The organism is Acetobacter tropicalis (genome assembly GCF_030644465.1).
GTDB lineage: Bacteria > Pseudomonadota > Alphaproteobacteria > Acetobacterales > Acetobacteraceae > Acetobacter > Acetobacter tropicalis.
Window position 1 is genome coordinate 1,776,447 of record NZ_JAUYUW010000001.1, and the last position, 18,328, is coordinate 1,794,774.

Below are 18,328 nucleotides of genomic sequence, written 5' to 3' on the forward strand. Positions count from 1 at the left end.
GTCATGGATTTCAGGCGGTTGGTGGAGCCCGCAGGGCTGCTCTATGGTGTTGCCGCGCAGGAAGCGGTGGAACGAGGAGATGCCTTACCACTTGCGGGTGGTCCCGCAGCGTTTACCTGTGTGGATCTGATAGAAGATAATACCCGCAGCGGCTTTATGCCTGTTGCTGCCGTCCCTGCCGGGTGGGAGAAAGAACTGGTGTGGGTTGCCCAAAGGCCCGTCAGTGGAAAATTACCCGAGAGGCCTTTGGTCATGGGTATCCTTAACCTCACACCGGACAGTTTCAGTGATGGTGGAACCCACCTTGAAACCAGCAAGGCTGTAGAGGCGGGGCAGGCAATGGTTCGCGCCGGGGCCGATGTGCTTGATCTGGGGGGAGAAAGCACACGTCCGGGGTCCTTGCCTGTCACTCCGCAGCAGGAATGGAACCGGATAGGCCCCGCCCTCCGCGCACTAAGGAAGCAGTCTCCAGATGTGGTTCTCTCTGTGGATACCCGTAATAGCTTTGTGATGGAGCAGGCTCTGGCCGTTGGGGCCGATGTGATCAACGATGTTTCAGCTCTGGCGTACGATCCAGATGCTTTGCCGCTTCTAGCCGAGCACGAGTGTGGTGTGGTGCTGATGCATATGCGTGGTGTTCCAGAAACCATGGCGCAGCATGCGGTGTATGAGGATGTAGGTTACGAGGTGGTGCGGGAGTTGGGCCAGAGAGTGCAGGCTGCCTTGGATGCGGGCATTGCACGCGAACGTCTGGTGATTGACCCCGGTCTGGGGTTTGCCAAAACGACCGAGCAGAACCGGGAAATGCTGGCACGTCTTCCCCTGCTGGCTAATCTGGGGTGCAGGGTGCTGCTAGGTCTTTCCCGCAAACGTATGATCGGGGAATTGACGGGGGTATCAGACCCGGCACGGCGAGACCCTGCCACTCAAACGGCTACGCTGGAGGCCTTGCCTTTGGGGAATAGTATTTTGCGTGTGCATGAGGTGGAGGGCATGGTGCAGGCCGTCACGGTGTGGCGGGCTGTGCATGTCGCTTGAAAAAAGAAGGTCGGTGCAGGTCTTCGCGGTTTCTTCAGACCCTGAATCGTTTTAGGGAGAAGAGAAGAAGGAAAAAAGCCATTTTTGGGCGTCACATCGTCTGCAAAATGGCCCGACGGCATGGAGAGAGATGACATGAGCAGGACAAGACGTCTTTTCGGAACAGATGGCATCCGGGGGACTGCGAACATTGCTCCCATGACCGTGGAAACTGCTCAAAGGCTGGGGCAGGCTGCCGGACTGCGCTTTACACGCGGTGATCATCGGCACAGCGTTCTTCTTGGTAAGGATACGCGTCTGTCCGGCTACATGATTGAAAGCGCACTGGTTGCTGGTTTTCTGTCTGCCGGAATGGATGTAACGCTCGTTGGTCCGCTCCCCACACCGGCCATTGCCATGCTGACCCGTTCGCTCCGTGCTGATCTGGGTGTCATGATCTCGGCGTCTCACAATCCGTTTGGAGACAATGGTATCAAGTTGTTTGGCCCAGATGGTTTTAAACTGTCCGATCATGATGAAACGGATATTGAAGACCTGATGGAGGCTGATCTGACTGGGCGCCTGGCAACGCCGGAGAAGATTGGCCGTGCCTCCCGTCTGAATGACGCTGCCGGACGGTACGTGGAGAGTGCGAAAGCTTCCTTTCCGCGTAAACTGCGGCTGGATGGCATGAAAATTGTGATTGATTGCGCCAATGGCTCGGCCTACCGGGTGGCTCCGACGGCCTTGTGGGAACTGGGAGCGGAAGTCATCCGGATCGGGTGTACGCCTGATGGGGTGAACATTAATGAAGGATGTGGCTCCACGCATCCGGAGGCGCTGTGTAAAGCCGTGGTCCAGCATAAGGCGAATCTGGGCATCGCGCTGGATGGCGATGCAGACCGCGTTCTGATTGCGGATGAAACGGGCCGTCTGATTGATGGTGACCAGATTCTAGCCTTGATTGCGCAGTCCTGGGCACGGGAAGGGCGACTGATTGGCGAGTCGGTTGTGGCCACAGTCATGTCCAACATGGGCTTGGAGCGTTTTCTGAACACGCTGAATGTAGGTCTGGAGCGTACGGCGGTTGGAGATCGCTACGTTGTGGAACGTATGCGGGAACTGGGCAGCAATATTGGCGGTGAACAATCTGGCCATATGGTGCTGACAGATTTTGCAACCACTGGAGACGGCCTGATTGCTGCTCTGCAAATTCTGGCCGTGCTGGTGCAAGATGGACGCTCCGCCAGCGAAGTCTGCCGGATGTTCAACCCATTCCCTCAGAAGTTGCAGAATGTGCGTTTTACGGGCGGCAGCCCGCTTGAAGCGGACAGCGTTCTGGCCAAACAGAAGGAAGTAGAGCAGAAACTCTCAGGCCGTGGACGGTTGGTTCTGCGCAAGAGCGGCACGGAACCGTTGGTGCGCGTGATGGCGGAAGCTGAGGATGCAGCGCTGGTGGATGAGGTTGTCACCCAGATGTGTGACGCGCTTCAGGCTGTGAGCGAACCCGCCTGAGTACGATGACGGTACCAGAACCCTTGATCACCGGATCGCAGCAACGCGCTCCGGCGCGGGTACTGTCCATTGCGGGAAGTGATTCGGGCGGCGGAGCCGGTATTCAGGCGGATATCAAAGCTATTACGGCTTTGGGTGGTTACGCCATGACAGCCATTACGGCTTTGACCGCCCAGAATACTTTAGGTGTGCAGGGAATTTACCCTGTAGATCCGGACTTTCTGCGCCTCCAGATTCGGAGCGTTCTGAATGATCTGGGCACAGATGCGTTCAAAACCGGTATGGTGGGTGGTCCGGCTGAAATCCGTGTGGTGGCGCAGGAAATTACGGCCTATCGCCAGCAGAACGTCCAGACGCTTTTCGTGCTTGATCCCGTTATGGTAGCTAAGGGGGGCGCAGCCTTGCTGGCAGAGGACGCCATTAGCACGCTGAAGGCGTACCTCTTTCCGCTCGCGACAGTGCTGACCCCCAATCTGCCCGAAGCAGAACGTCTCACGGGTCGTTCTGTGGAGACGATACAGGATATGAGGGTGGCGGCGCGCCATTTGCGAGAGGAAACAGGTGCAGCGGTCCTGCTGAAAGGCGGTCATTTATCAGGTGACGATCTGGTAGATGTTCTGCTGGATGATACCGGTTTTACGGAATTTGCAGATAAACGAATTCCTACCCGCCATACACATGGAACAGGATGTACTCTGGCAAGTGCGTTGGCCACGCTGCTTGCTCAAAATCATGCCATGGCAGATGCCATTTCCTTAAGCCGTCAGTATGTGCGGAACGCTATTCTTACAGCGCCAGGATTGGGCCATGGGGCAGGCCCCCTATGGCACGCACATCCATTTCGGAAATAGAATTATTTCATAATGGTTTTTAAGTAATTCCTTATTCTCCGGCTGCCTGGAGTTGAGGAGCCCGGCTTTCCTGATAATGCCTGGCGGCATTGATCTGGTGCGCTGCGGGCTTTTTCGGCGGAGGGTCATTGAGAACATACCCGCGTCCCCAAATGGTGGAGATGAGGTTTCCCGCTCCAGCAGCCTGAAGTTTTTTGCGTAATTTGCACACAAAGACATCAATAATCTTGATGTCTGGTTCATCATGCCCACCGTAAAGGTGGTTGAGGAGAGCTTCTTTGGATAAAGAAACGCCTTTTCTCAGAACAAGAAGTTCGAGAATAGCAAACTCTTTTCCTGTTAGATGAACGGGCAAGCCGGCCACGGTAACGGTATGTTGGTTGAGATCAAGAGCTAGATTGCCAACTTCCGTGATAGGCTGACAATAACCGTTAGACCGTCTTAAAATAGCCTGAACCCGTGCAACAAGTTCTTCCGGGTCAAAAGGTTTGGTCAGATAATCATCTGCACCAATTGAAAAAGCCTTTATTTTTGAATGAGGTTTATCAATTGAAGATAAGATGACGATAGGAGTCTGAATTTTTCGCGCCCGGAGAGAGGCAATAAAGTCGTAGCCATCCATATCGGGCAGAAATAGCTCTACAATTACCAAACCGTACGTATAATTGCGGAGCATTTCAATTGCGCCGCGCCCTGTCTCGGTCACATCTACGTGAAGTCCGGCGTGTATAAGAACGGGAAGAATCGTTTGAGTTGCAGCATTGTTGTCTTCGGCCAATAAAATTCGCATGGCGTTAGTCCCTTCTCCCGGAAGAGAGTACAAACACACCCAATGGTTGTGTTCGAGGTGTTATAATATCAATTCATACCCTTTCATATAACGTAAACAAATTTTTTACCACCATTGGTTGTATCTTTTTAAGGGTATGCAATTAACGCATAACGCGTTTTGAATCTGAATGTTGCAACTTATGATTGAGAATTTCTCACAATCTGGTGTTGATAAATAGAAATCATGGCACACTTGATCTTATATTTATTAAGTTAATGTAATAAATAAGAAAATAAATAATAACTTTTTGAATCTTTGCTTTATTTTTTGAAATACTAAAGAAATTCTCTTTTTTATGATGGTTTTTGCCATGTGGACTTCTGACATGCTGTGCTGATCTGATAAAAAGCCCTAGAGAAGGTATGACAATGCAAGGTAAGAGGCGGTGGGGCTGTCTATGGGTGCGAGCGTGATTTTAAAAGATGAGGCAGCAACACAACACTTTGCTATGCAGGTAGCCGCTGTGGTTCGACCCGGAGACACCATTCTGCTCTCTGGTCCGTTAGGGGCAGGAAAAAGCGTGTTTGCACGTGCTTTTTTGCGGGCACTCTGTGAGAACCCTGCTCTGGATGTGCCGAGTCCGACTTATACTCTGGTGCAAACCTATGATGCCCCCCTTTGCGCCGTCTCCCATTTTGATCTGTGGCGTCTTGGTGGCCCAGATGAACTGGAAGAACTGGGCTGGGAAGAAGCTCGGGACGGTATTGTGCTGGTGGAATGGCCTGAGCGACTGGAAGATCTGACACCCGATGACGCTTTGCATCTGGGCGTTTCGGTGCTGGCCGGTGGCGACCGACAGGTTTCGATTAAAGGTTGGTCCCAGCGGCTTGACGCTGCTGGTTTGTCTTTGGGCCCAGAAACCAATGTGTAAATGCTTTTGTGAAGCGTCTATCTGGTTAGCTGATGGGGCTTTTCTTATGTCAGGTTCGTTTCCGCGCAGTAAGGTCAAGACAATATGAGTTTGGCGACAATTCCAGCCCATCTGCCTTTTCTGGATCATCTGGCGCAGCGGTGGATTGAAGCAGCAGGAGGAGACGCTCAGGCAATCGGGGAGGGGGTTATTGTTCTTCCTGGCCGACGTGCAGCACGCGCGCTGACAGAGGCGTTTCTGCGCCATATGGATGGCAGCCCCATGTTGCTGCCTCGCATTATTCCAATCAGTGCGCTGGATGAGGCAGAACTGGGGCTTGCATCTGATCTGGGGGGAGCCGAAGGGATCGACCTGCCTCCCCCCGTTGCCAGCATGATGCGTCTGGCTGTGTTGACCCGTCTGGTTCTGCAGGCCGAAGGGGCGTTTGGCACACGGCCCACGCTTGATCAGGCATGGCCTCTGGCCAAGGCGCTGGCAGACCTTATGGATGAAGCAGAATGGGCGGATGTGGATCTTGCTGCCCGCCTACCGGACGCTGTGCAGGATGATTTTGCTCAGCACTGGCAAACCATTTTGCAGTTTCTGGATATTGTCACACGTGCGTGGCCGGAATGGTTGAGGGCGCAAGGGCTTATGAACCCCGTTGCCCGGCAGGTTGCTCTGCTGCGGGCGCAGGCAAAGTTATGGCATGAACAGGCGGAGAAGGGGGACAAAACCCGTTTGTGGGCAGCCGGTTTTACTAATGTGATGCCTGCTACGGCAGAAGCCCTGCGTGCCGTTATGGCTTGCCCGGGGGGGCTGGTGGTGGTTCCCGGTCTGGATACAGGCATGGCGGAAGAAACCTTTGCCCATTTGCCAGACTGTCACCCCCAGGCTGGTCTGAGCCATCTGCTTGCGGCCTTGGATGCTGTCAGGGCGGATGTTCACGCCTGGGATGGAGAAGGTGGTTATCCAGCCCGCACACAGGCGCTGTGCCGCGCATTGCTACCCGCCTCTGCTCTGGAAGACTGGGCGCGGTCCGATCCCGTTGTCCTGCCTCATGTTACCCGGTTAGACCCGGCGGACCAGCAGGAGGAAGCCGTCGCCATCGCCATGTTGATGCGGGATGTGATTGAGCAGCCGCACAAACGGGCAGCTTTGATCACCCCGGATCGGGGGTTGGCGGCGCGCGTGGTGACAGAACTTTCGCGCTGGGGTGTTCTGGCGGATGACAGTGGTGGGGCCTCTCTTATCGGTACGCCGGGCGGAGTACTATTGCGGCTGGTGGCGCAACTGGTGGATAATCGGTTTGCCCCGGTTTCACTTCTTTCAGTTCTAAAACATCCTTTGGTAGCATGTGGGCTTTCTGCAGGCGTGTGCCGTGCGTCTGCCCGGCTTCTGGAGCGTGTGGTTCTGCGAGGGCCTGCGCCCCCACCGGGTTTTGCGGCCTTACGGGCGGCTGTTGAACGCGCCTTGGATGAACACACGCGGAATGAGAAAAAAATAGAACAGGTTGAGGCCGGTGCGGAGGCGGATCGCCCTTTTGGCCCGGAACCTCTTCTTGTGTTCATGGACAGAGTGGCGGAGTGTTTTGCACCTGTTCTGGCATGGCCGCAGGCTGATAGCGCAGCGGAAGATATGCCCGACCATTTGCAAGATGTGACAGAAACCTATCGGGCGCCTGTACCGGAACTGCTTGAAACCTTGATCAGGACGGTTGAGCGGCTGGTTCGTACGGATACGGAAGAACCGGCCGAACGGTTGTGGCGTGGGGAAGAAGGAAACCTGCTGGCCAGCCGTCTGACAGATTTGATGATGGCATCAGATATTTTGCCACCCCAGCCGCCCGCTGTTCTGGATGGCTTGTTGAGCGCCGTTCTGGCGGAAGAGCGCGTGGCCAGCCGCCGTGGGGGGGACCCGGCCGCCCTGCATCCGCGCGTGTTGATCTGGGGGCTGTTTGAAGCTCGCCTGCAAACGGCGGATACGGTTATTCTGGGTGGTTTAGCAGAAGGTGTGTGGCCGCCCGTGGCAGAAGCCGGTCCGTGGATGAGTCGCCCCATGCGTCAACGTGTGGGGCTGCCTTCACCCGAACAGGGAGTGGGGCAGGCAGCGCATGATTTTTTTGCCTGTGCAACTGCGGCGGATAACGTTGTGCTGTCCTGCCCGAAAAGGCGTGAGGGTGCGCCCGTGGTACCGGCGCGTTGGTTATCCCGGCTGGATGCGTTTTTAGCCGGGCGTGGCCTGTCTGTACCGGCGCATCCGGTTATGGAATGGCTGCATGAGGTGGATCGGCCTGGTGGGGCTGCGCGGCCTGTTGCCCCTCCACGTCCCACGCCGCCCGTGGCTCTCCGGCCTCGTCGCCTGAGTGTGACGGAAATTGAAACATGGATGCGTGACCCTTACGCTATTTACGCACGCCATGTACTGCGGCTTCAACCTTTGCCGGAACTGGAGGAGCCTGCCGATGCATCTGATTACGGGATGATCGTGCATGAAGCGCTTGAGCGGTGGTTCAGCACGCATGGCACAACCTGGCCAGCTAATGCCGAGGCTGGCTTGCAAAAGATGTTTCAGGATGTGCTGGCCGCACAAACGTTGCGCCCGGCTTTGCGTGCGTGGTGGGAGCCACGCCTGATGCGCATTGCTTCCTGGGTTGTTCAAGCGGAAGAAGCATGGCGTGAAACAGCAGGAACGCCGCGCAGTATTAAAACAGAATTGCGCGGGCAGGTGGATATGCCAGACGCATCGCATGGTCCTTTCCGGCTGGTGGGGCGAGCAGACCGTATTGATTTTGATGCAGAAAACCGTGTGATTGTACGGGATTACAAAACAGGGACGCTGCCAACCGCGCGGGACGTCCAGTTTGGCTGGAACCCTCAGCTTCCGCTTGAAGCTGCCATGATCTTGCGTGGCGGTTTCAAGGAATTACCGAAAATCGATACGGAAAAAACAGCGGAGATTGGTGGTCTGGTATATTGGCGGCTGACCGGGGGTGCAGAGCCTGGCGCAGAGGTGGCGATTTCCGCAGGGAAAGATATATCACTGACAGATTTGGCAGAGCAGACATGGGTACGCTTGCGGGAGCGTGTGGTGGCGTATGACAATCAGGCACAACCCTACCTGTCCCATCCTCATCCGGGGCAGGAGCCTCGCTTTGCAGATTACGCCCGTCTGGCCCGTGTGCCGGAATGGAACACTGCACGCGTGGATGATGAAATATGAGAAATAACCACGTCTTTTCTGATGCTGTTGAGCAGGCAAATCAGCAGCAGGCTCTGGCGTCTGATCCTCTGGCCTCCGTATTTGTATCCGCTTCGGCAGGAAGCGGTAAAACCAAACTGCTGATTGACCGCCTGCTTCGCTTGATGCTGCCGCGCCGTACGTCAGACGGAGAGATTATACCCGGTAGCCATCCGGCCCGCATTCTGTGCCTCACGTTTACAAAGGCGGCCGCGGCGGAAATGGCCATCCGCTTGCAAACTCGGCTGGGGCGGTGGGTAACGTTATCTGATGCGGATCTGGAGAAAGACCTGACAGCCCTTTTTGTGCCGTGCACACCAGAAACACGCCGACGCGCACGGGCATTATTTGCAGAAGTTCTGGATCTGCCAGGCGGTATGCGTATTGGCACCATCCATGCGTTTTGCCAGTCTCTGCTGCGTCGTTTTCCGTTGGAAGCGGCCATGAACCCGCACTTTACGGTCATGGAAGAAACGGATGCCTCTTTGGCCTTGCAGAGTTGTGTGGAAACGGTTCTGGGCAGCCGCTCCTCCGCAACGCTGGCACCGGTAGCGGGGCAGATTGGGCTGGGAGATTTTGTTAGTCTGGCGGGAGCGTTACGGCATGATTCGCGCGCTGAACGTATTCGGGAGTGGACTTCAAGAAAACCAGGAGAATTGCCTGCAATTTTCTGTCGTGTTCTGGGGCTTGAGACCGGAGCGCTGAAGGGAACAGATCAGGATTATGTGCAGCGCGCTTGTATGGCATTTTCTGGTGAAGAAAAGCTGCGTCATTTCTTGCGGTTGCTGGCGGATGAAGGCACAGAGGCGGTCAAACGGAATGCGCTGGCGTTACTGGATTGGCTGAGTCTTGAATCTGCCCAGCGGGCTGCGCAGTGGGATGTATGGCGCAACGGGTTTCTGACCAAAGACGGAAATCTACGCAAAACAGGCCTTATTACCAAAAAGCTGACGGAGAAATATACCGATCAGGCGGAGTGTCTTGCGCGAGAAGCAGACCGTATTCAGGGGATTGAGGACGCTTTGCGAGCCAGGGAGTTGGCGCGGCTGGGTGTTTCTCTTCTAAAAAATGCTGCGCCTGTCGCTGCTCTTTATGAGGACAGAAAAACCCAACGTGGGCTTGTTGAGTATGATGATCTGATTTATCGCACATTAGGGCTTCTGAAAGAACCCGGTGCAGCCTGGGTGTTATATAAACTGGATGGCGGGATAGATCATCTTCTGCTGGATGAGGTGCAGGATACTTCCGGTGAGCAGTGGCGCATTGCTGGAGACCTGACAGAAGAGTTTTTTGCGGGTGAGGGTACTCATGCGCCAGAGGCAGGACCACGCACTGTTTTTGCTGTTGGGGACTATAAACAATCCATTTACGGTTTTCAGGGCGCAGACCCGGAAGCATTCCGCACATGGCGGCGTGTGTTTCAGGAACGTGCGGTGTCAGCCGGCTTACCGTGGCGGGAGCCGGAACTGACCGTTTCCTTCCGTTCTACAGAACCTGTTCTGAAACTGGTTGATTCTGTCTTCTCCCTTCCGGAGGCAGCGAAAGGGGTGGCGGAAGAAGATGGTCGGCCCATGCACCATATCACGGCCAGACCGGGGCAGGGCGGCCGGGTTGAGCTCTGGCCTCTGGCGGAAGCCACAGAAGAGGATGCGGATTTGGCCAGCCCGTGGGAGCCTCCGCAGGCCAATACCACACGGCAGAACCCGCGCCAGAAGCTGGCGGATACGTTGGGCCGCCATATTGCGCGCCTGCTTGCCGCGCCACCTGCGCCGGGAGAGAAACCGCTTACGCCGGGAGATGTCCTCATTCTGGTGCCGCGTCGCTCTCCGTTTGTTACAGCGCTGATCCGGGCATTGAAAACAGAGAACGTGCCAGTCACGACTCTGGTGCGCACAGGCTTGGCGGATCAACTCGCCGTGCAGGATTTGATGGCGCTGTGTGCGGCTTTGCTGTTGCCGCAGGATGATCTGACTCTGGCCTGTGTCTTGACCTCCCCGCTGGGCGGGGTGGCAGATGACAGCCTGATGGTGCTGGCGACAGGACGCAAACCCGCCGAACCTCTGTGGTCCGCCCTGAGGGATCGTCATGCCGAGCGGCCAGACTGGGCGCAGGCATGGGCATTGCTGGATAGCCTGTTCCGGCGGGTGGATTACCTGACCCCACATGAATTGTTGTCTGAAGCCCTAGGGCGGGCCGGAGGGCGCGCGCGTCTGCTAGCACGGCTTGGCCCGGAAGCGGCGGAATCCATAGATGAGCTTCTCTCCGCTGCCCTGCGCTATCAGGACATGCATCCTCCTTCCCTGCAAGGCTTTCTGCACTGGCTGCGTAATTCGGAAGAAAGCGTGAAGCGTGAGGCCGAAGCCGGGGGAGATTCCGTGCGGGTGATGACAGCCCATGGGTCCAAAGGTTTGCAGGCACGGCTGGTCATTCTGCCAGACACGGTCAGCAGGCCCCGGTATGAGGATCGGCTGTTCTGGGCAAAGGACAACCATACAGGGCTGGACGTGCCGGTATATGTGCCGCGTGGGGCGCTTGCCGTAGGGCTGACGCAGGCCTTGCGGGCTTCCATGCAGGCCAGCGCCATAGAGGAGTACAATCGCCTGCTCTACGTGGCGCTGACGCGTGCGGCGGAAAGGCTGATTGTGTGCGGCTGGATGCCGGGCCGCCATGTACCTGCTGAAAGCTGGTACGAGCGCTGTCGTCAGGGGTTTGAGGTTGCCGGTGCCCAGCCCCAACCGTGGACGGAAGGTGATTGGGCAGACACCATACTGGTTCTGGAAGAACGGGCAGAGGTCAAGGAGCAGTCCCCAAAGGCGGGGGTGGATGCACTACCCGAAATCGGTAAACCGACAGTCGCTTCTCTGCCCACATGGATGGGGCGAGCCCCAGACTGGCGGCCTGTGCCACCTGTGCCTGATGCCAGACTGGCCCGGCCTCTGGCCCCCAGCCGACCGGATGACGCCATGCTGGGGCCGTTGCCACCTGTGCGTTCTCCATTGGATGTTGCCGCCGTGACTCCTGCCGCAGCGCGTGAGGCTGCGTTCCGGCGCGGCACACTGGTGCATGCCTTGTTGCAATATCTGCCAGGGCTCCCACGTGAGCGATGGGCCGATCTTGCGCACGGATGGCTGGCGCGCCCTGCCAGCGGCCTGAAACCGCAGGAGGCCAAAGTGCTGGCGGATCAGGTGCTGGGGGTTCTGGCTCTGCCGGATCTTGCGACCTTGTTCACGCCCGAGGCGCGTGCGGAGCAGCGTTTGGCGGGCGTGGCCGGCGGGCAGGTGATTGTGGGGCAGGTGGACCGTATGCGCGTTCTGCCAGACCGCATTGTGGTGTGTGACTTCAAAACTGGTCGGCACACGCCCCGTACCGTGGCGGGCACGCCGGTTCTGTATCTGCGGCAGATGGCGGCCTATCGGGCTCTGTTGCAGGGCCTTTATCCCGATAAGCCTGTGCGCTGTGTGCTGGTGTGGACGGAAGGCCCGCGGGCGGACGTGTTGCCTGATTCGCTATTGGATACACATGCTCCGGGCAACCCTGCATCTTGACCGCCTGCGTTGCCGCCTTAAGTGTAGGGCTATCAGATGATGCGGAACCGTTTTTCGGCATCCGGTTTATGGCAGCCAAGGAGGCAGGGGCTGAAATGTCCCGCCCAGAAAAAGGAACAGGTTAATGAGTGAACATACGCTTGCTGTCAGCGATTCCACCTTTGAAGCCGATGTGCTGAAGGCATCCGGTCTGGTTCTGGTGGATTTCTGGGCCGAATGGTGTGGCCCGTGCAAGATGATCGGCCCGGCGCTGGAAGAAATCGGCAAGGATTTTGCTGGCAAGGTCACGGTTGCCAAAGTCAACATTGATGAAAACCCCGCAACGCCGACCGCTTATGGCGTGCGCTCCATTCCGACCCTCATGCTGGTGCGTGATGGCAAGGTGGTGGAAACCAAGGTAGGCGCTCTGCCCAAGAGCCAGCTTAAAGCCTGGGTTGAAGGCGCTCTGTAACGCCTGAAACACTCAGGGTTGGGCTTTTCTGGCAGGCTGTGTGCGGGGTACGTTCCGGCGCATAATGCTTGGCAGGAAGGCCCAAGCAGCGTAATGCACGCCTCATTGGGGCTGCATGCCCATTTTCATGTCTCGCAGTTGCAAGGTTCAAAATGAGCTGGATCACCGAATATGTCCGTCCCAAAATTCGCGGCCTTCTCCGCCGTGAAGTGCCGGATAATCTGTGGACCAACTGCGAGTCCTGCAGTCAGATGATTCTGACCAAGGAACTGCACAAGAACCTGAATGTGTGCCCGCACTGTGGCCACCACATGAAGGCTCCTGTGACGGAACGCCTTGAATGGACATTTGATAACGGCGAGTTCACCCGTATTGAACTGCCCTCCGCTCCCGTTGATCCGCTAGGGTTCCGGGATCAGAAAAAATATACGGACCGTCTGAAGGACGCCCGCGCCAAAAGCCATGTGGATGAATCCCTTGTGGTGGCGCACGGTAGCATTGGCGGGCATCCTGCCGTTGTGGCCGTCATGGCGTTTGAATTCATGGCAGGCACCATGGGCGCGGCTTTTGGCGAACGCTTTGTGGCCGCCGCACGTCTGGCTGTTTTGCAGAAATCTCCGCTGGTTGTTTTCACTGCGTCTGGTGGGGCGCGGATGCAGGAAGGCGCCATCAGCCTGATGCAGATGCCCCGCACCACCATTGCCGTGCAGATGCTGAAAGAAGCCGGTCTGCCTTACATTGTGGTGCTGACCAACCCGACAACGGGCGGGGTTACGGCCTCTTTCGCCATGCTGGGTGATGTGCAGATTGCAGAACCCAATGCCCTGATCGGGTTTGCAGGCCCGCGCGTTATTCAGGATACCGTGCGTGAAAAACTGCCCGAAGGCTTCCAGCGGTCCGAATATCTGCTGGATCACGGCATGTTGGACATGGTGGTGGTGCGTAAGGACATGCGTGCCACGCTGGGCCGCGTGATCGGGCTGCTGACGCGTGCGCCGGTTGGTGCTGAAAAATCAGCACCTGATCGGCCTGCGCCGGTAGAGGAAGCACCCACCGCGGCTCCGTCTGTCTGAGTTTGGCGAGCGTGCCCGCTTCTGCCGCCGGCGCAGCGCCGACAACCGAATTTTCTGGTCGCACTGGTGAGGTGCTGGAGCGCCTCAACCATCTGTACCCCGCGCTGATTGATCTTTCGCTGGGGCGGCTTGAAGCCCTGCTGACCAAGCTGGGTAACCCCGAAGAAAAACTGCCTCCTGTAATCCATGTGGCGGGCACCAATGGCAAAGGCAGCACCTGCGCAACGCTGCGCGCTATGGGTGAGGCCGCAGGCTGGCGTGTGCATGTCATGACATCCCCGCATCTGGTGGATGTTACTGAACGCTTCCGTATTGCGGGAAAGCTGGTCAGCGAGGCTGAACTGGTCTCCACGCTGGAAGAAATCGAGCGGGTGAACGCAGGCGCGCCCATTACGGTTTTTGAGGTGCTGACTGCCGCTGGTTTTCTGCTGTTTGCCCGCCATCCGGCAGAACTGGCGATTATCGAGGTCGGGCTGGGTGGCCGGTGCGATGCTACCAACGTGCTCAAACACCCGGCCGCATGCATTGTCACCTCTGTTTCCATGGATCATGAGGCCTTTCTGGGCAACACGCTTCAGGCCATAGCGGCAGAAAAGGCCGGAATTTTTAAACCCGGCGTTCCGGCGATCACAGGCGCACAACCGGAAGCCGTGATGCAGGTTTTAGAAGCGGAAGCCCAGAAGGTCGGGGCGCCTTTGCATCGGCGTGGGCACGAGTGGCAGATTACGCCAAAACGTTCTGCCGAGACCGCAAAACCGTCTTCCGCGCTCATCTTTACGGATGAGCAAGGCACCCTGCATCTGCCTGCGCCGGCGTTGTCTGGCCCGTGGCAGATTGAAAATGCCGGTCTGGCCGTGGAGGCTTTGCGGGTTTCCGGTTTGTCTGTTCCTGCCACGGCGTGGCAGGGGATTGGGAACGTTTTCTGGCCAGCCCGCATGCAACGCCTTCATGGCGCTCTGGCTGCGCGCGTGCCGGAGGGATGGGACGTTTGGCTGGATGGTGGCCATAACCCCGGTGCTGGCCATGCGCTGGGCAAGGAACTTCAGAACTGGGATGATCGTCCGCTCCACCTGCTGGTGGGCATGAAGCAGACTAAGGATGCATCCGGCTTTCTTGACCCTGTGCTGCCGTATGCCACGACGGTCTGGGCTATCAGTGAACCCAAGCAGCATCTGGCATTGCCGGTAGAGGCCATTGTGGCAGCATCCGGCGGTAAGGCGCAGGTTGGGCCAACACTGGCGCAGGCGCTTGATGGCCTCAAGGCGCAGTCTGAAGGAAAACCGGCGCGGGTGCTGATTTGTGGCAGCCTGTATCTGGCGGGTGTGGCGTTAACGCAGGATGGCTGGCAACCGGGCGCATAAAAGCGCCTGCCAGACATAGCTGTTACCAGTCCGCCAAGCGGAAGAGACTTTAATAAAACAAGGGGAGAAAAATGGTGCCCCCAGTAGGATTTGAACCCACGACCTACCGCTTACAAGGCGGTTGCTCTACCACTGAGCTATAAGGGCACAGCACAACTTGGTGCAGGGGCAGGATTAAAACGGCAATTTTTGACGCACGTCAAGGGCTGGTTTTCACTCCTGGTACAGATTTTTGGCTGTTATGATATTGCATCCCGCAAGGCGCTGGCGCATCTAGGCGATCATGCCGTACTCAGAGCCTGCACCAATGCCCCTTCTTTCTCTGCACGACAGCCAACGCCGCGCAACAGTGCCTTTCACACCGCTCGATCCGGGCCATGTGAAGGTCTATTACTGTGGGCCTACGGTGTATGATCTGGCCCATATCGGTAATCTGCGCGCCATGTTGACGGCGGATGTGCTGGTGCGGCTTCTGCGGCATCTGTTCCCGCGTGTCACGTTTGTGCGCAACATCACGGATGTGGATGACAAGATCACCGCCCGTGCCCGCGCAAACGGGGAGGATATTGGTTCCCTGACGCAGCGGACCACGGAAGAGTTTCATGCCGATCTGGCTGCCATGAACGTGCTGCCGCCTGATATTGAACCCCGTGCTACCCATAATATTGGCGAGATGCAGGCCCTGATCGCCCGCCTGATTGAAAACGGTCATGCGTATGAGGCCGATGGCCACGTGCTGTTTTCTGTCGCCTCTTTCCCATCGTACGGTGCGCTTTCCGGGCGTGACCCTGAAGAATTGGTGGCAGGCGCGCGAGTGGAAGTGGCCACCTATAAAAAAGATCCTGGTGACTTTGTGCTCTGGAAGCCCTCCGATGCAGACCAGCCAGGGTGGGAAAGCCCGTGGGGCCGCGGGCGTCCGGGGTGGCATATTGAATGTTCGGCCATGTCGCACCGCTATCTGGGCGAGAGCTTTGATATTCATGGTGGTGGGTCTGATCTGCTGTTCCCGCATCATGAAAATGAACGGGCCCAGAGTCTGTGCTGTTTCCCTCAGGGCAAGTTCGCCAATTACTGGGTGCATAATGCCATGCTGCTGGTGGAAGGGGAGAAGATGTCGAAATCGCTCGGCAACTTCCTGACCATTCGTGATGTGCTGGCTCAGGCTCCGGCAGAGGCGCTTCGCCTGTTGCTGCTGGGGGCGCATTATCGTTCCACGCTGAATTATACGCAGGCAGGGTTGCAGGAAGCGCGCAAAACGCTGGACCGGTTCTACCGCGCGCTGGCCGCAGGCCCTGTGCCTGAAGCGGATGTGCCGGAAGGTGTGCTGAAAGCCCTGACGGATGATCTCAATACACCCATGGCTATTGCCGAACTGCATGCATTGGCAGGGCTGGCACTGGCGGGAGACCGCGCAGCGGCGGGGGCTCTGAAAGCCGGAGCAGGCATGCTGGGGCTTTTGCAGGAAGACCCGGAAAAATGGTTCAAAGGGGATGCTTCAGAAGATGACGCAGCCATTGAAGCCCTGATTGCCGACCGTCTGGCAGCAAAGAAAGTACGGGATTTTGCAAAGGCCGATGCGCTGCGCGATCAGCTTCAGGCGCAGGGGATTGTGCTGGAAGACAGCAAGGACGGCACCACCTGGAGGCGTGCATGACCGGGCGTGACGGCGGCGCGCCGCTGGAGCCGATAGGCAATACGCCGGTTGTTATTCTGGTGCGGCCTCAGCTTGCTGAAAATATTGGCACGACTGCGCGGGCCATGGCTAACGGCGGCCTGTTTCACATGCGCATTGTGGCGCCGCGTGATGGCTGGCCGCAGGAGCGTGCATGGCGTGCCGCCTCTGGCGCAGACCGGATTCTGGATGCTGCAACGGTGCACGAAACGGTGGATGATGCAGTGGCGGACTTACACCATGTGTTCGCCACCTGTCCGCGCCCGCGCCACATTGTAAAGCAGGTCATGACCGCCCGTGGAGGCGCTGCCGAACTCCGTGCTGCAACCAACCGGGGGCTGCGTGTGGGCCTTATGTTCGGGCCGGAGCGGGCTGGTCTGGATAATGAGGATATGGCGCGGGCGGATGGGTTGATTCGCTATCCGCTGAATCCGGCCTTCATGTCCCTCAATCTGGCGCAGGCCGTCATGATCATGGCGTATGAATGGTGGCTTGCTGCGGATCAGACCCCGCCGCGTGAACTCATGACCAATGAAACCCATGTTGCCACCAAGGGTGAGCTTGAAAATTTCATGGGGCATCTGGTGCGGGAACTGGATGAGTGCGGTTTTCTGCATAATGAGCAAAAACGCCCCGGCATGGTGCGGAACTTGCGTCATTTCTTTACGCGGGGGGAAGTGACTGAGCAGGAACTGCGCACCATGCATGGGGTGGTGCGTGAACTGGCCAACAAGAGGCGCGCAAAAGTCTGACTGGTTTTTCAAACTGTCTCTGATCTGTTGGGGACGGTTTGAAATAAAGGAGCCCCTCAAAAAAGCGACCGGCAAGGGCGGATCAGTTTGGTACACGGTTTGGTGGGGTTACGGTTTCCCTGAACGGCGTGTGTGATTGATAGACCACTCTTACGCAGAAGGCTGCGGCCTTCATCGGAAATCCAAGACAACTGTTTGAAAAAGTTGCTCAGGTCGGTCCGGTTCTCTTTTGGTGGCTGAGTGTGCAGGATTTTCGTTCAGATCGTCCGGCATGGAGCTTTCAGATCCGGCTTTATCAGCCTTAAAAACCCTCGTGCCCCGTAAGTGCTGACTTTTCAGGCAGCATCCAAGGCCGGGTTCGTGTTTTTGCGAGAGAAACAGGGAGGCCGGTTATGGTCCCTGTTGAGAGTTTATCTGTCAGGCATGAGGACACACCTGACAGATAAAAAATCCTCAGTCGGCAGCCAGCGGCATGTTGCGCTGAGCCATGGCGGTGGTCACATGGTCTTCTAGTGCAGCCGTAATCTTGTCGGCCTGCTTGGCAAAGATATGGTCCGCTTCCGGAAAGACGCGATAATCAACCGTCACACCCTTCTGGGTGTTCAGTTTGTCTACCAGTTTATGGATGGCAGGTTCAGGAGCCATGTCATCCTTGCCACCAGCAATCATCAGTCCACCGCAGGGGCAGGGAGCCAGAAAGCCGAAATCATAGTAGGTGGCAGGCGGCGCAACACTGATCCACCCGGTAATTTCCGGACGGCGCATCAGAAGCTGCATGCCCACAAATGCCCCGAAGGAATAGCCAGCAATCCACAGGCCGGAAGCATTGGGGTTAACCATCTGCATCCAGTCCAGTGCTGCGGCGGCATCTGAAATTTCGCCAATTCCGCCATCATACCGGCCCTGAGACCGGCCGACGCCGCGTGAGTTGTAGCGCATGACCGAAAAGCCCATTTTTTCAAAGGACCGGTACATCGCATACGTAATACGGTTGTTCATGGTGCCGCCGTGCAGCGGGTGGGGGTGCAGCACGAGGGCAAGCGGCGCATTGGGCTCGTTTGAGTGATGGTAACGCCCTTCAAGGCGACCGTCAGGGCCGGCAAACATAACCTCAGGCATTTGTATTCCGCATAATCTTTGAATGCGCCCTTGGGCATGACGCATCCAGG

Annotated in this window: 13 protein-coding genes and 1 tRNA gene; 11 read left to right on the plus strand and 3 right to left on the minus strand. The window is 57.2% G+C overall.

The window, feature by feature from the left end; translation table 11 throughout:
• Nucleotides 1–3: 3 nt before the first annotated feature.
• From folP to thiD, 3 genes are all read left to right on the plus strand, one after another.
• Nucleotides 4–1,038: a dihydropteroate synthase gene (gene folP / locus QWU00_RS07930; protein WP_035382666.1), complete on the plus strand. Its 1,035-nt coding sequence runs from the start codon at nucleotides 4–6 to the stop codon at nucleotides 1,036–1,038.
• A 135-nt stretch (nucleotides 1,039–1,173) separates the two neighbouring features.
• A complete protein-coding gene (gene glmM / locus QWU00_RS07935) occupies nucleotides 1,174–2,532 on the plus strand; it encodes a phosphoglucosamine mutase (RefSeq protein ID WP_035382668.1) in 1,359 nt (452 codons plus the stop codon).
• 5 nt (nucleotides 2,533–2,537) lie between these two features.
• Entirely contained in the window at nucleotides 2,538–3,383 is an 846-nt protein-coding gene (thiD, locus tag QWU00_RS07940; RefSeq protein ID WP_052051590.1) for a bifunctional hydroxymethylpyrimidine kinase/phosphomethylpyrimidine kinase, read from the plus strand.
• 31 nt (nucleotides 3,384–3,414) lie between these two features.
• Here thiD and QWU00_RS07945 read toward each other — a convergent pair whose 3' ends face one another.
• A complete protein-coding gene (locus QWU00_RS07945) occupies nucleotides 3,415–4,173 on the minus strand; it encodes a response regulator transcription factor (protein ID WP_035382586.1) in 759 nt (252 codons plus the stop codon).
• Between the two features lie 439 nt (nucleotides 4,174–4,612).
• On the opposite strand from QWU00_RS07945, the gene tsaE reads away from it, so the two are divergent.
• The 6 genes from tsaE to QWU00_RS07975 all read left to right on the plus strand — a co-directional run bounded on the left by tsaE (nucleotide 4,613) and on the right by QWU00_RS07975 (nucleotide 14,735).
• Entirely contained in the window at nucleotides 4,613–5,086 is a 474-nt protein-coding gene (tsaE, locus tag QWU00_RS07950) for a tRNA (adenosine(37)-N6)-threonylcarbamoyltransferase complex ATPase subunit type 1 TsaE (protein ID WP_035382587.1), read from the plus strand.
• Between the two features lie 84 nt (nucleotides 5,087–5,170).
• On the plus strand, nucleotides 5,171–8,287 hold the full coding sequence (gene addB, locus QWU00_RS07955; protein WP_035382591.1) for a double-strand break repair protein AddB: 3,117 nt from the start codon (nucleotides 5,171–5,173) through the stop codon (nucleotides 8,285–8,287).
• The gene (addA, locus tag QWU00_RS07960) at nucleotides 8,284–11,850 is read left to right on the plus strand and encodes a double-strand break repair helicase AddA (RefSeq protein ID WP_035382593.1); all 3,567 of its coding nucleotides are present in this window, start codon (nucleotides 8,284–8,286) and stop codon (nucleotides 11,848–11,850) included. The genes addB and addA overlap by 4 nt, the downstream gene beginning before the upstream one ends.
• Nucleotides 11,851–11,974: 124 nt before the next feature.
• A complete protein-coding gene (gene trxA, locus QWU00_RS07965) occupies nucleotides 11,975–12,301 on the plus strand; it encodes a thioredoxin TrxA (protein ID WP_006558158.1) in 327 nt (108 codons plus the stop codon).
• A gap of 152 nt (nucleotides 12,302–12,453) precedes the next feature.
• A complete protein-coding gene (gene accD / locus QWU00_RS07970) occupies nucleotides 12,454–13,374 on the plus strand; it encodes an acetyl-CoA carboxylase, carboxyltransferase subunit beta (RefSeq protein ID WP_006558160.1) in 921 nt (306 codons plus the stop codon).
• Between the two features lie 11 nt (nucleotides 13,375–13,385).
• Nucleotides 13,386–14,735: a bifunctional folylpolyglutamate synthase/dihydrofolate synthase gene (locus QWU00_RS07975; protein ID WP_035382672.1), complete on the plus strand. Its 1,350-nt coding sequence runs from the start codon at nucleotides 13,386–13,388 to the stop codon at nucleotides 14,733–14,735.
• Between the two features lie 72 nt (nucleotides 14,736–14,807).
• Here QWU00_RS07975 and QWU00_RS07980 read toward each other — a convergent pair.
• Nucleotides 14,808–14,882, minus strand: a tRNA-Thr gene (locus QWU00_RS07980).
• A 160-nt stretch (nucleotides 14,883–15,042) separates the two neighbouring features.
• Between QWU00_RS07980 and cysS the strand changes: the two genes are divergently transcribed.
• Both cysS and QWU00_RS07990 read left to right on the plus strand, forming a co-directional pair.
• Complete coding sequence (cysS, locus tag QWU00_RS07985; protein WP_035382600.1) at nucleotides 15,043–16,389, plus strand: cysteine--tRNA ligase; 1,347 nt, start codon at nucleotides 15,043–15,045, stop codon at nucleotides 16,387–16,389.
• Nucleotides 16,386–17,159 (plus strand): RNA methyltransferase, encoded by a 774-nt coding sequence (locus tag QWU00_RS07990; RefSeq protein WP_006558163.1) that lies wholly within the window; start codon nucleotides 16,386–16,388, stop codon nucleotides 17,157–17,159. The genes cysS and QWU00_RS07990 overlap by 4 nt, the downstream gene beginning before the upstream one ends.
• A 453-nt stretch (nucleotides 17,160–17,612) precedes the next feature.
• On the opposite strand, the gene QWU00_RS07995 is transcribed toward QWU00_RS07990, so the two are convergent.
• Complete coding sequence (locus tag QWU00_RS07995) at nucleotides 17,613–18,278, minus strand: alpha/beta hydrolase (protein ID WP_035382606.1); 666 nt, start codon at nucleotides 18,276–18,278, stop codon at nucleotides 17,613–17,615.
• Between the last annotated feature and the right edge of the window lie 50 nt (nucleotides 18,279–18,328).

Coding starts and splice junctions, on each gene's coding strand:
- folP (WP_035382666.1), top strand. CDS start 4: ATGGATTTCAGGCGGTTGGTGGAGCCCGCAGGGCTGCTCTATGGTGTT.
- glmM (WP_035382668.1), top strand. CDS start 1,174: ATGAGCAGGACAAGACGTCTTTTCGGAACAGATGGCATCCGGGGGACT.
- thiD (WP_052051590.1), top strand. CDS start 2,538: ATGACGGTACCAGAACCCTTGATCACCGGATCGCAGCAACGCGCTCCG.
- QWU00_RS07945 (WP_035382586.1), bottom strand. CDS start 4,173: ATGCGAATTTTATTGGCCGAAGACAACAATGCTGCAACTCAAACGATT.
- tsaE (WP_035382587.1), top strand. CDS start 4,613: ATGGGTGCGAGCGTGATTTTAAAAGATGAGGCAGCAACACAACACTTT.
- addB (WP_035382591.1), top strand. CDS start 5,171: ATGAGTTTGGCGACAATTCCAGCCCATCTGCCTTTTCTGGATCATCTG.
- addA (WP_035382593.1), top strand. CDS start 8,284: ATGAGAAATAACCACGTCTTTTCTGATGCTGTTGAGCAGGCAAATCAG.
- trxA (WP_006558158.1), top strand. CDS start 11,975: ATGAGTGAACATACGCTTGCTGTCAGCGATTCCACCTTTGAAGCCGAT.
- accD (WP_006558160.1), top strand. CDS start 12,454: ATGAGCTGGATCACCGAATATGTCCGTCCCAAAATTCGCGGCCTTCTC.
- cysS (WP_035382600.1), top strand. CDS start 15,043: ATGCCCCTTCTTTCTCTGCACGACAGCCAACGCCGCGCAACAGTGCCT.
- QWU00_RS07990 (WP_006558163.1), top strand. CDS start 16,386: ATGACCGGGCGTGACGGCGGCGCGCCGCTGGAGCCGATAGGCAATACG.
- QWU00_RS07995 (WP_035382606.1), bottom strand. CDS start 18,278: ATGCCTGAGGTTATGTTTGCCGGCCCTGACGGTCGCCTTGAAGGGCGT.